At 70.6% G+C, this 12,181-nt stretch carries 14 protein-coding genes; 6 read left to right on the top strand and 8 right to left on the bottom strand.

Going from position 1 to position 12,181, the window contains the following annotated elements; translation table 11 throughout:
* Position 1: 1 nt before the first annotated feature.
* Complete coding sequence (locus JCO01S_RS01460; protein WP_068249940.1) at positions 2-265, top strand: exodeoxyribonuclease VII small subunit; 264 nt, start codon at positions 2-4, stop codon at positions 263-265.
* 20 nt (positions 266-285) lie between these two features.
* Here JCO01S_RS01460 and JCO01S_RS01455 read toward each other — a convergent pair whose 3' ends face one another.
* Positions 286-924 (bottom strand): DUF4245 domain-containing protein, encoded by a 639-nt coding sequence (locus tag JCO01S_RS01455; RefSeq protein ID WP_068249748.1) that lies wholly within the window; start codon positions 922-924, stop codon positions 286-288.
* A 98-nt stretch (positions 925-1,022) separates the two neighbouring features.
* Here JCO01S_RS01455 and glpX point away from each other — a divergent pair, with 98 nt between their 5' ends.
* Positions 1,023-2,036, top strand: coding sequence for a class II fructose-bisphosphatase (gene glpX / locus JCO01S_RS01450; RefSeq protein ID WP_068249746.1), 1,014 nt, complete (start codon positions 1,023-1,025; stop codon positions 2,034-2,036).
* A complete protein-coding gene (locus JCO01S_RS01445; protein WP_068249744.1) occupies positions 2,036-3,004 on the top strand; it encodes a PfkB family carbohydrate kinase in 969 nt (322 codons plus the stop codon). Before glpX ends, JCO01S_RS01445 begins: the two co-directional genes overlap by 1 nt.
* Before the next feature lie 24 nt (positions 3,005-3,028).
* On the opposite strand, the gene JCO01S_RS01440 is transcribed toward JCO01S_RS01445, so the two are convergent.
* Genes JCO01S_RS01440 through JCO01S_RS01425 form a run of 4 tightly spaced genes read right to left on the bottom strand, consistent with a single transcriptional unit; the run spans position 3,029 to position 7,376 of the window.
* A complete protein-coding gene (locus tag JCO01S_RS01440; RefSeq protein ID WP_068249742.1) occupies positions 3,029-4,282 on the bottom strand; it encodes an ABC transporter ATP-binding protein in 1,254 nt (417 codons plus the stop codon).
* 33 nt (positions 4,283-4,315) lie between these two features.
* Complete coding sequence (locus tag JCO01S_RS01435; RefSeq protein WP_068249740.1) at positions 4,316-5,170, bottom strand: carbohydrate ABC transporter permease; 855 nt, start codon at positions 5,168-5,170, stop codon at positions 4,316-4,318.
* A gap of 2 nt (positions 5,171-5,172) precedes the next feature.
* Positions 5,173-6,063, bottom strand: coding sequence for a carbohydrate ABC transporter permease (locus tag JCO01S_RS01430; protein WP_068249738.1), 891 nt, complete (start codon positions 6,061-6,063; stop codon positions 5,173-5,175).
* Positions 6,063-7,376, bottom strand: a complete 1,314-nt coding sequence (locus tag JCO01S_RS01425; RefSeq protein ID WP_068249737.1) for an extracellular solute-binding protein — start codon at positions 7,374-7,376, stop codon at positions 6,063-6,065. Before JCO01S_RS01425 ends, JCO01S_RS01430 begins: the two co-directional genes overlap by 1 nt.
* Before the next feature lie 220 nt (positions 7,377-7,596).
* Between JCO01S_RS01425 and JCO01S_RS01420 the strand changes: the two genes are divergently transcribed.
* Positions 7,597-8,109, top strand: coding sequence for a beta-class carbonic anhydrase (locus tag JCO01S_RS01420; protein WP_068249736.1), 513 nt, complete (start codon positions 7,597-7,599; stop codon positions 8,107-8,109).
* Positions 8,110-8,115: 6 nt separating this feature from the next.
* Here the strand turns inward: JCO01S_RS01420 and glmM are convergent, their stop codons facing one another.
* From glmM to rplM, 3 genes are all read right to left on the bottom strand, one after another.
* Entirely contained in the window at positions 8,116-9,477 is a 1,362-nt protein-coding gene (gene glmM, locus JCO01S_RS01415) for a phosphoglucosamine mutase (RefSeq protein WP_068249734.1), read from the bottom strand.
* Between the two features lie 166 nt (positions 9,478-9,643).
* Positions 9,644-10,162 (bottom strand): 30S ribosomal protein S9, encoded by a 519-nt coding sequence (gene rpsI, locus JCO01S_RS01410; protein ID WP_068249731.1) that lies wholly within the window; start codon positions 10,160-10,162, stop codon positions 9,644-9,646.
* Positions 10,163-10,194: 32 nt separating this feature from the next.
* The gene (gene rplM, locus JCO01S_RS01405; RefSeq protein WP_068249729.1) at positions 10,195-10,638 is read right to left on the bottom strand and encodes a 50S ribosomal protein L13; all 444 of its coding nucleotides are present in this window, start codon (positions 10,636-10,638) and stop codon (positions 10,195-10,197) included.
* A 232-nt stretch (positions 10,639-10,870) separates the two neighbouring features.
* Between rplM and JCO01S_RS01400 the strand changes: the two genes are divergently transcribed.
* A complete protein-coding gene (locus tag JCO01S_RS01400; protein WP_068249727.1) occupies positions 10,871-11,449 on the top strand; it encodes an ArsR/SmtB family transcription factor in 579 nt (192 codons plus the stop codon).
* Between the two features lie 10 nt (positions 11,450-11,459).
* Positions 11,460-12,179, top strand: a complete 720-nt coding sequence (gene lepB / locus JCO01S_RS01395) for a signal peptidase I (protein WP_169796879.1) — start codon at positions 11,460-11,462, stop codon at positions 12,177-12,179.
* Positions 12,180-12,181 lie beyond the last annotated feature (2 nt).

Genomic DNA, 12,181 nt, shown 5'->3' with positions numbered 1-12,181 from the left:
CATGCCTGAGGAGAGCGCCGAGACCGACCACGCCGCCGACGTCGCCGACCTCGGCTACGAGGAGGCCCGGCAGCAGCTGGTCGACCTCGTCGCCCGACTCGAGAGCGGACAGGTCGGCCTCGAGGAGAGCATGGAGCTCTGGCAGCGCGGCGAGGCCCTGGCCGCGCACTGCGAGGCGTGGTTGGACCGCGCCGAGGCGAACCTCGCGCAGGAGACACCCGAGGACGCCTCGTCAGCCGACTCCTCCGGGGCCGCCGCCGACTGAGCAGAGGCCGGCTCCTCACCTCACGAGGCGGCCGGGGCGCTCTCCTTCTTCGACGGGCGCTCGGCGTCCACGAGGTGGTTGGCCAAGGTCTCGACCTGGTCCCAGTCGCCGGTGCCGAGCACGATGGTGGTCAGCCGGCCCTTCCCCTTCGGGTCGGTCACGAGGGAGCGCTGGGTCTGCCCGTCCGCGTTCGAGACGTACCGGTCCCACGTGCGGCCGTCCTCGGTCTCGAAACTGCCCTTCCGCTGGCCGTCACGGACCTGGTCGCCCACCCACGCCCGGGGCCCGTCGACCGCCTGGCGCACCGAGACGTACTCCTCGTCGGGAGTGGTGTAGCCGGCATTCCACATCATGACGTCGCCGTCGGTGCGGGCGTACCGGGCGCTCGTCGCGAGCCAGCCGTCCGGCAGCCCCTCGGCATAGGCGAAGGGCTCATCGGCCTGCCCGCCACGGTCGACGGCGACCTCCTGGACGTCGACCTCCTGCGGCGTCGAGGTGTTCTGCCGGCCGGTCATGAAGAACAGCGCCAGGGTGATCGCCACGATGACCGCCATCGAGCGCACGATGTTGGCCGCGGTGCCCTTCGCGTAGTGGCTCGCACCCCGGGCGGGGACTCCCTGCTGCTTCGCCAGCTCCTCGGGGGTGGGCTCGGAACTCATGGGGCACATGGTCGCACGCGTCCCCGAGCGCCCCACGCGCACCCGAGTGGCTACGGATAGGCTCGGGCCCGATGACAGGCGATGCCGGAGGAGAAGCAATGAGCCAGACCCAGCCGTCCAGCAGCGGGGTCATGCACCCAGACCGGAACCTGGCGATGGAGCTGGTCCGGGTCACCGAGGCCGCCGCGCTCGCCGGCGGCCGCTGGGTGGGCCGGGGCGACAAGAACAGCGCCGACGGGGCCGCCGTGGACGCGATGCGCTCGATGATCTCGGGCGTGCGCATGGACGGTGTCGTCATCATCGGCGAGGGCGAGAAGGACGAGGCCCCGATGCTCTACAACGGCGAGGAGGTCGGTGACGGGCAGGGCCCCGCCTGCGACGTCGCGGTCGACCCCATCGACGGGACCACCCTGACCGCGAAGGGGATGACGAACGCCGTCTCCGTCATGGCCGTCGCCGACCGGGGCACGATGTACGACCCGAGCGCGGTCTTCTACATGGACAAGCTCGTCACCGGGCCGGTCGCGGCGGACGTCGTGGACATCCGGCTGCCGGTCGGGGAGAACATCCGTCGCATCGCCAGGGCCAAGGAGGAGCTGCCCGAGGACGTCACCGTCGTCATGCTCGACCGCCCCCGTCACGCCGACCTGGCCGACGAGGTGCGCGCGGCCGGGGCACGCATCCGCTTCATCTCCGACGGCGACGTGGCCGGCGGCATCATGGCCTCCCGCCCCGGCACCGGCATCGACCTGCTCCTCGGCGTCGGCGGCACCCCCGAGGGGATCATCACCGCCTGCGCGATCAAGAGCGTCGGTGGCGTGATCCAGGGGCGGCTGTGGCCGCGCGACGACGACGAGCGCCAGCAGGCGATCGACGCCGGGCACGACCTGGACCAGGTGCTCACGACGGACGACCTCGTCGCGACCGACAACTGCTTCTTCGTGGCGACGGGAGTCACCGACGGCGAGCTGCTGCAGGGCGTGCGCTACCGCGCCGGCGGCGCCACCACCCAGTCGCTGGTCATGCGCAGCAAGTCCGGCACCATCCGCGTCGTCGAGGCCCACCACAACCTCTCCAAGGTCCAGCGGGTCTCCCCGGCCCACGGCGGCTGATGGCACCGCTCCCCCGCCGCCGACAGGACCCGCGCAGGACCCTCGTCATCGGCGAGGCACTCGTCGACGTCGTGGTCGCCCCCGACGGCTCCCGCACCGAGCACGTCGGCGGCTCACCGCTGAACGTCTCGGTGGGCCTGGCCCGGCTCGGTCACCCGGTGACGCTCGCGACCCACATCGGCCGCGACGAACGCGGCGCGGACATCGGCGCCCACCTCTCCGAGGCCGGCGTGCTGCTCGTCCCGGGCAGCGACTCCGCCGAGGACACCTCGGTGGCCACGGCGACCCTCGACGAGCACGGCGTCGCCGACTACGGCTTCGACATCACCTGGCGGGTGCCGGCGCTGCCCGACCGCAGCGACCACGTGCACACGGGATCGATCGGGGCGCTGCTGCGACCGGGCGGGGTCGACGTGCTCGCCGCCATGGACGGCGCCCGGGCGCGGGCGACGACCTCCTACGACCCGAACATCCGGCCCGCGCTGCTCGGTGAGCGCGCGGAGGTGATGACCGAGGTGGAGCGCCGGATCGCCGTGAGCGACGTGGTCAAGGCCAGCGAGGAGGACATCGCCTGGCTGCTCGGCCACGAGCCCGACGAGGACGAGCTGGAGGAGGAGCTGGCACGCTGGCTGGACCTCGGACCCGGCCTCGTCGTCGCCACGCTCGGGGCGAAGGGGGCCCTCGCGCTGCACTCCTCGGGCCGGCGGGTGCGGATGCCCGCCCCCTCGGTCGAGGTCGTCGACACGGTCGGGGCGGGCGACGCCGCCATGGCAGGGCTGCTGTCCGCACTGCTCGACGAGGGGCTGCTCGGGGGCGCCCCCGGCGTCCGCAAGCGGCTGCGCGGCGCGAGCCGTGAGGCGATCGAGAAGGCCGTGCGTCGCGCAGTCACCGCGGGCGCCGCGACGGTCACCCGCGCCGGTGCCCAGCTGCCGACCCGCGATGAGCTCCGGGGCCGGCGGGCCGGTTAGGTCCGCAGCCCGTCCGGCCGGGGCTCAGCCGACGGGCCGCTCCTCCCGCACCCGGGCGCGCTCCAGCGCCCGCTTGCGGTCCGCCTCGGACTGCTGCGCGATCTCGGCCGCCTTGGCGTCGTCGCGGGTGAGGCAGTCCCCGCCCTCCGGGTCGAAGACGTGCATGACGGCCGGGTCGAAGACGAAGTCGGCCTCGTCGCCCTCGAGGATGCGCGAGCGCGGGTCGAGGTTGACCACCATCTGGGTGCGCATGCCCTCCCCGTCCAGGTCGCGGTCCAGCTCCTCGAGCTTGTGCGCGACGTCGCCCTCGACGGAGAAGGGGACGTAGGCGTACTGCTCGTTACCGAGCCACTCGGTGACGTCCACGACCGCCGAGAAGGCGGCGGCCTCCTCCGGGCGGTCGCCCAGGCGGGCGTCCTTGATGTGCTCGGGGCGGATCCCGACGATGAGCAGGTCCTTGCCGGCCGCCCGCTCCTTGACGGCCGGCGGGATCGGGACCGTGCTGAAGGGGAGCACGAGCTCGTCACCGCGCACCTCGGCGGGCAGGAAGTTCATCGGCGGGGTGCCGATGAAGCCCGCGACGAAGAGGTTGACCGGCTGGTCGTAGAGCTCGCGCGGGCTCGCGCACTGCTGCAGCACGCCCTTCTTCAGGACCGAGACCCGGTCCCCGAGGGTGAGGGCCTCGGTCTGGTCGTGGGTGACGTAGATCGTCGTCGTCCCCATCCGCCGCTGCATCCGGGCGATCTCGGTGCGCATCTGCCCGCGCAGCTTGGCGTCGAGGTTCGAGAGCGGCTCGTCGAAGAGGAAGGCGTCCGCGTCCCGCACGATCGCCCGGCCCATCGCCACCCGCTGGCGCTGCCCACCGGAGAGGTTGCCCGGCTTGCGCTCGAGGTGCTCGCGCAGCTCGAGCATGTCGGCGGCGTTCTCGACCTTCGAGCGGATCTGGGCCTCGTCGTGCTTGCCCTTGGCCAGCCGCAGCGGGAAGGCGATGTTCTCGAAGACGCTCAGGTGCGGGTAGAGCGCATAGTTCTGGAAGACCATCGAGAGGTTGCGGTCCTTGGGCGAGAGGTCGTTGACCTTCGACCCGTCGATGAGCAGGTCGCCGCTCGTGATGTCCTCGAGCCCGACGACCATCCGCAGCAGGGTCGACTTCCCGCAGCCGGAGGGGCCGACGAAGATCATGAACTCCCCGTCCCGGATGTCCAGGCTCACGTCGTTGACCGCGGGGAAGCCGTCGCCGTACTTCTTGACGATGTTCTGCAGGGTGATCTCAGCCATGGTTCCTTAGCTCCTGGTTTCTCCGGGCGGGCCTCAGCCCTTGACGGCACCCGAGGTCAGACCGGCGACGATCCGGCGCTGGAAGAACAGCACGAGGATCACGACGGGGATGGTGACGACGACCGCGGCGGCCATGATGGCGCCGGTCGGCTGCTCGAACTGGCTGGCTCCGGTGAAGAAGGCCAGGGCGGCAGGGACCGTGCGGGCGTTCTCCGAGGTCAGCGAGATCGCGAAGACGAAGTCGTTCCACGCGACGAAGAAGGTGATGATCGCCGTGGTGAAGACACCGGGCGCCGCGAGCGGCACGATGACCTTGCGGAAGGCCTGCCAGCTGCTCGCGCCGTCCACCTGGGCGGCCTGCTCCATCTCCCAGGGGATCTGCTGGAAGAAGGCGGAGAGGGTCCAGATCGACAGTGGCAGCGTCAGCGCGAGGTAGGGGATGATCAGGCCGGGGATGGTGTCGAAGAGCCCGATCTTGCTCCACACCTCGAACAGCGGGGTCACCATCGCCACGACCGGGAAGAAGCTGACCGCGAGCGCGGTCACGAGGATCATCCGCTTGCCCTTGAACTCCAGCCGCGCGATCGCGTAGGCGCAGAACATCGCCAGGACCACCGAGATGAGCGTCGCGAGCACGCACACGATGATCGAGTTGCGCAGCGCCGGCATGAACAGGTCGCTCGCCCCACCGGTGAAGATCAGCTCGTAGTTCTCCATCGTGGGGTTCTTCGGCCAGAAGTTGCCCAGGACGCTCGCGTCCGGGTTGGCCAGGTCCTCCGCGGTCTTCAGCGACAGCGAGAGCATCCACAGCAGCGGCAGCGCCGTCCAGAGCATGATCGGGACGGCCAGCACGGTCCACAGGCCGTTGCCCTTGCCATTGGTACCCATCGTCAGCTCCTCCCCTGGGCCAGGTCGACCTTGAAGCCCCGCACGAAGATCGCCGCGATGATCAGCACGCAGACGAAGAGGATGACCGAGAGCGCGGACCCGAGCCCGATCTCCGTGCGGTCGATCGTCTGCCGGTAGATGAGCATCGACAACGAGCTCGTGTCGTTGGCGCCACCGGTCATGATGAAGATGTTGTCGAAGATGCGGAAGGCGTCCAGGGTCCGGAAGAGCAGCGCGACCATGATCGCTGCCTTCATGTTCGGCAGGATCACCCGGAACATCGTCTGCATCCAGCTGGCCCCGTCCACCTTCGCCGCCTCCTCCATCGAGGTGTCCACCTGCGCCAGGCCGGCCAGCAGGAGCAGCGACATGAAGGGGGTCGTCTTCCAGATCTCCGAGAGGGAGATGACCACGATCGAGGTCCAGAAGCCGCCGAACCAGTCGAAGCCCGGGTCGATCCCCGGCAGGAAGGACAGCCACCGGTTCACGAAGCCCGGCCCGGTCTGGAACGCGTAGAGCCAGGTGAAGCCCGAGACGACCGTGATGATCGAGTACGGGATGAGCACCAGGGTGCGCAGCGTCTTGCGCGGGATGACGATCCGGTGCATGACCAGGGCGATGATGAACCCGAGGACGAGCTCGAAGACGACCGTGATGACGGTGATGAGCAGCGTCGCCCACATCGACTTCCAGAAGACGATGTCGGAGAAGGAGACGAGGTAGTTGTCCAGGAAGACGAAGCGCTTGTTCTCGGGGTCGGTCAGCCGGTAGTTGAAGAAGCTGTTCCACACCGCCTGCAGGATCGGGTAGCCCGTCACGAGCACCATGACCACGAAGGCGGGCATTGCCAGCTTCCACCCCAGGCGCTGCTCGGCCCTGGATCGCTGCGACATCACAGCAACGCATCTCCCTTCAGCACGTCCTGCAGCAGCGACGTGGCCTGCTGCGGGGTCCGGCCCGGGTCGACCGAGCCGGGCGGGCTGTAGACCCGCTGGATCCCCGAGGAGACGTCACCGTAGTACTGGGTCTGCGGCCGGGGGCCGCCCGCGTTGAGCGACTCACGGATGAGGGGCGCCATCGGGAAGACCTTCTTGATCTCCGGGTCGTCGTAGACCGCCTCGTCGGCGGCGGGGTTGCCGGTGCCGAGCATGTAGGTCTTCTGGCTCTCCTCGGAGGTGATGCAGGAGATCGCGTCCCAGGCCTGCTCCTGCTTCGTCGAGGCCTGGTTGACGCCCAGCTCGATGCCGCCCAGCGGCGGTGCGGCGTCCTCCCCTTCGCTCGTCGCCGGGTAGGTCGTCCAGGCGAGGTCGTCCATCCACGGCACGTCTGCCCCCTTCAGGGCCGCGTAGACGTAGGGCCAGTTGACCATGAACGCGGACTTCTCGTTCTGGAACATGTCCAGCGAGGTCGTCTCGTTCGTCGAGCCGAGGGCAGGGCCACCGACCTTGTCCTTGGCCACGGAGCGGATGATCTCGGCAGCCTTCTTGCCGCCCGGCGAGGTCAGCCCGAACTGCAGGGCCTCGCCGTCGGCGCCGGGGTTCTCGATGATGTGGTCACCGCCGCCCTCGATGAGGGCGTTGATCCAGACCATGTACCCCTCGTAGCGGGAGGCCTGCACGCTGATCTCGGTGTCGTTCTTCTTCGCGGCCTCGATCAGCTGGTCCCAGGTGACCGGCTTGCTCATGTCCAGCCCGGCCTCCTTCGCCACCGACTTGCGGTACCAGAGCAGCTGGGTGTTGGCCCAGAAGGGCGCCGCATACAGGTCGCCCTTCCACTTCGCGGTCTTCACGATCGGGTCGACCATGCCCTTGGTGTAGTCCGCCCGACGATCCTTCGGGACCTCCTGGAGGAAGCCGGCCTCGGCGAACTCGGGGACGAAGACCGGGTCGATGGACATCAGGTCCACGCCCGTGTCGTTGGAGGCCAGCCGCCGCAGCAGCTGCTGGCGCTGGTCGGTGGCCTCGTTGGGCAGCTGCTCGATGGCGATCCGGTAGGCGCCGCCGGACTTCTTCGTGCACTCCTTGGCCAGCTGCGCCTGTCCCCCGCCCTCCGGGTCCGCGCCGCCGCCGTCGGGGTTGATGTACCAGTGCAGGGTCACCGGGCCACCGCCCGAGCCGTCGCTGCTGCCGCAGGCGGCCAGGCCCATGGAGCCGACCAGGGCAGCCGCGGCGATGCCGGCGATGCGGCGCCGTCGTCGCGAATCCACGTCGCTCGTCCTTTCGTCCAGAGCAGCCGCGTGATACACGTCACGCACCCGTAGACGAATGTCTACACCCGAACCGACCGGAAAGGGCCGCGGCGCGCTGACGATTTCACCAAGGATTGATCTGCGGCACCCGGCCGGCGCGAAGGGGGAGCCTCCCCCGCGGACGTATGGTCAGGGAAGACGGCGCCCGCCGCCTCCCACGAAAGGACGGTTCCCCCTCATGCCAGCATCCCTGAACACCGAGGACTTCAGCGACCTCATCGATGCCAATGCCCGCTACGCGGAGAGCTTCGGCATGGCCGGTTTCGACGGCATCGCCAATGCCGGCGTCGCCATCGTCACCTGCATGGACAGCCGCATCGACCCGCTCGGCCTGCTCGGCCTCAAGCCCGGCGATGCCAAGATCTTCCGCAACCCGGGCGGCCGGGTCACGCCGTCGGCCCTCGAGGCGATCGTCCTCGGCGTGCACCTGCTCAACGTCGACCGTGTCCTGATCATCCCGCACACCAAGTGCGCGATGGGCAAGATGAGCGAGGAGGAGCTGCGCAAGGCGGTCGGTGACTCCGCGGGCCAGGACGCCTCGTGGCAGGGATTCCACGTCGTCGCCGACCAGATCGACGCGCTGCGCCAGGACGTCGCCGCGCTGCGGACCCACCCGCTCATCGCCGACCGTGCCAAGATCGGCGGCTTCCGCTACGACGTGGACACCGGGCTGCTCACCCAGCACTTCTGAGGAGGTCTAGGAGACCGGGGCACCGATCGAGAGCTGCTCCCGGACCACGGCGGCCAGGCGCTCGGCGCTGGCCCGGGCGCGCTCGGCGGTGTCGGCCTCGACCATGACCCGCACGAGCGGCTCGGTGCCGGACTTGCGCAGCAGCACGCGCCCGGCGCCGGCCAGCCGCTCCTCCTCCTGCTGGACGGCCGCGCGCACGCCCTCGTCGTCGTCGACGCCCTGCTTGTCGACGTTCGTGACGTTGATCAGCTCCTGCGGCATCCGGCGCATGACCCCGGCCAGGTCGGCCAGCGACCGGCCGGTCTCGGCCACGCGGGCCGCGAGCATCAGCCCGGTGAGCACCCCGTCGCCGGTCGTCGCGTGCCGGGAGATGATGACGTGGCCGGACTGCTCGCCGCCGAGGGAGTACCCGCCGCGGCGCATCTCCTCCAGGACGTAGCGATCCCCCACACCCGCCTGCACGACGCGGATGCCGGCCGCCTCCATCGCCTGCAGCAGCCCGAGGTTGCTCATCACCGTCGCGACGAGGACGTCGTCGACCAGCTCGCCGTGCTCCTTGAGCGCGACGGCGAGGATCGCCATGATCTGGTCCCCGTCGACGACGGTGCCCGAGGCGTCGACCGCGAGGCACCGGTCGGCGTCGCCGTCGTGGGCGATGCCGAGGTCGGCACCGCGCTCGCGGACCGCCTGCTGCAGCAGCTCGATGTGGGTGGAGCCGTGCGCGTCGTTGATGTTCAGCCCATCGGGCCGGGCGCCGATCACGTGCACGCTGGCGCCGGCCAGGCGGAAGGCCTCCGGGGAGACCTCGCTCGCGGCGCCGTGCGCGGCGTCGAGGACCACGGTGAGCCCCTCGAGGCGCTGCTCGAGAGCGTCCAGCAGGTGGCGGACGTAGCGGGTCCCCCCGTCCCCCATCGGGAGCACCCGTCCGACCTCGGGGCCGGTGGGACGCAGCGGTTCCTCGACCATCGCCGCCTCGATCCGGTCCTCCACCGCGTCGGGGAGCTTGTGGCCCCCCTTCGCGAAGAACTTGATGCCGTTGTCCGGCATGGCATTGTGCGAGGCGGAGAGCACGACGCCGAAGTCGGCGTGCAGGTCCGCGGTGAGGAAGGCCACCGCCGGCGTCGGGACCACCCCGGCGTCGTGGACGTCGATGCCGCTGCTGGCCAGACCGGCGACGACCGCGGCGGAGAGGAACTCCCCGGAAGCCCGCGGGTCCCGGCCGACGACCGCGACCGGGCGTTCACCCTCGTGGTCGGGCAGCGGCAGCACGCGTGCCGCCGCCTGGGCCAGACGCAGTGCGGTGCCGGCGGTGATCTTCTCGCCGTTGGCGAGGCCGCGGACACCGTCGGTGCCGAACAGTCGGGTCATCGTGAATCAACCTTCCGTGGAGGTCCTGCCCACCGTGGCGCCATGGGCAGGACCCGGCCGAGGATACCGGGTGCAGCCGCGCTTCCCCGGGAGGACGACGCCACGACGAGGGCGGCCCCCACCACGTGGGAGCCGCCCTGGTCGGTGCTGCGAGGGTGTGCCCCGATCAGCGCTTGCTGTACTGCGGTGCCTTGCGGGCCTTCTTCAGACCGGCCTTCTTGCGCTCCGGGACGCGGGCGTCACGGGTGAGGTAACCGGCCTTCTTCAGGGTCGGGCGGTTGGTGTCCGGGTCCACGCCGTTCAACGAACGGGCGACGCCGAGGCGGACGGCCCCGGCCTGGCCGGAGGGGCCACCGCCGTGGACGCGCACGAGCACGTCGTAGGCGCCGTCGAGCTCGAGCGCGACGAGCGGCTCGTTCACGACCTGCTGGTGGACCTTGTTCGGGAAGTACTCCTCCAGCGAGCGGCCGTTGACCTGCCACTCGCCGCTGCCCGGGACGATCCGGACGCGGGCGACGGCCTGCTTGCGGCGGCCGGTGCCGGAGCCCGGCGCGGAGGCCGAGGGGCGGGCCACGGGCGCGGCGTCGCCGACCGGGCCCTGGGACTCGGAGGTGTAGGAGGACAGCTGGGGCTCCTCGCCCTCGAGGTCCTGGGTCTGCGGTGCGTTGTCGGTGGTGTCAGCCACGATAATTGCCTCTGGTTCCTTCTCGGCGGCGCTTACTGCGCGACCTGCGAGATCGTGTAGGGGGTCGGCTGCTGGGCACCGTGCGGGTGCTCGGCCCCGCGATAGACCTTCAGCTTGCCCAGCTGCTGGCGGCCGAGGCTGTTGCTCGGCAGCATGCCGCGGATGGCCTTCTCGACGGCGCGCTCGGGGTTCTTCTCGAGCAGCTCGGCGTAGCTGGAGGACGACAGTCCGCCGGAGAATCCGGAGTGGCGGTAGGCGCGCTTCTGCTCCGCCTTCGCGCCGGTCAGGGCGACCTTCTCGGCGTTGATGACGATGACGAAGTCGCCGCAGTCCAGGTAGGGGGCGAAGTTGGTCTTGTGCTTGCCGCGCAGCAGCGTCGCCGCCTGCGTCGCGAGACGACCGAGGACCACGTCGGTGGCGTCGATGACGTGCCACTGACGGGTGATCTCACCGCCCTTGGTTGTGTGGGTGCGCATGTGAATGCCTCTGCTAGTCGTGGTGCGGGTTCCCTCGCGGGAGCGAAGGGAGGCGCCGTGCACATGGCGTGGACGGCGCTGCTGCACTCCATTCTACGGAGCGTCCGGAGCGGCTCGAAATCGCTGCCGGACCTCCGGAAAGCCCGGCATGGCAAGGGTTTTCGGCCCCTGCGCAGCTTCGCCACCCAGCCCCTCGGCGACGATTGCACAAAACTTGTGCAATCATCCGGGGGTGAGTGAACCCACCCCGGCACCCTCCGCGCAGGCCTGGCGACTGCTGTCCCACCCCCTTCGCTCCCGCATCCTCGCCCACCTGCGACTGCACGGCGGCGCCACCGCGGCCGACCTCGCCCGGGCGCTCTCGAGCAACACCGGGGCGACGAGCTACCACGCCCGGGTGCTCCAGAAGGCCGGGCTCATCACGGACACCGGGCTCGGCGACGGGCGCAGCCGGGTCTGGGCCGCGGCCGAGGTCGAGGAGGAATCGGGACCGGACACCGGGGTGGCGGTGAGCACGATCGACGACGCCGAGGAGCTCGCCGACGCGCTGTGGCTCGCCCACGACCACGTGGACCACCACGCCGGCCGGTTGCACGGCTGGATCGACCGCCAGGTGGGCTGGCCGCTCGTCTGGCAGGAGGAGTGCGGTCTCGAGGAGCGCGAGGTGCTCGTCGACGAGGCGCAGCTGGCCGCGCTGCGGGCCGAGCTGGACGCGGTGCTGGAGCGTTACCGCCGGCGCGGTGCCGGCACCCCGGGCGCCCGCCGGGTTTCTGCGGCCGTCGGGCTCATCCCGCTCCCTCGACGTCCCTAGGCTGGCCCCCGTGGTCAGGACCGAGCAGCGGGGCGTGCGCCCCTGGTACGTCGATGTGGGCGTGCGCGTGGTGCTCGGTCTCGTCCTGCTGGGCCTGCTGTGCCACTTCGTCGTGCGGCCCTTCGTCATCCCGAGCGAGTCGATGGAGCCCACCCTGCTGACCGGGGACCGGGTGGCGGTGCGCGTCATCGGCGTGGACACCCACGACCTGGACCGGGGCGACGTCATCGCCTTCGCGCACGGACGCACGTGGGAGGAGGAACGACTCGAGGAGCCCCGGCCCCTGAAGAACCTCGTGCGCTACGGGGGCGACCTGCTCGGGGTGGGGCCGAGCCACCACTCCTACACCGTCAAGCGGATCATCGGGTTGCCCGGCGAGACCGTCTCCTGCTGCGGCTTCGACGGCAGGATCCGGGTCGACGGCGAGCCGCTGGCGCAGCCCTACGTCAAGAATCCCCACCCCTTCGAGCACGGGACCTCCTGCGACCGGGCGGTCGAGGGCCGTGCCCCGTCGACCCGTTGCTTCCCCGAGGTCGCGGTGCCCGAGGACTCCTACCTCGTCCTCGGTGACAACCGGGCGAACAGCTCGGACTCGGTGGCGGCCTGCCGTGGTCGCCCGGCCGACGAGACGTGCGTTGCCCGCTTCGTCCCGGCCGACCAGGTCGTGGGGATCGTGCAGTGGCGGTGGTGGCCGCTGCCGCCCGGCGGCGCGCTGCGCACCTCCTCGTAGGC

The sequence above is a fragment of the Janibacter corallicola NBRC 107790 genome, assembly GCF_001570965.1.
Classification (GTDB): domain Bacteria; phylum Actinomycetota; class Actinomycetes; order Actinomycetales; family Dermatophilaceae; genus Janibacter; species Janibacter corallicola.
Note: the sequence above shows the minus strand (reverse complement) of the source record. Positions and strands in the feature narration are given on the sequence as shown.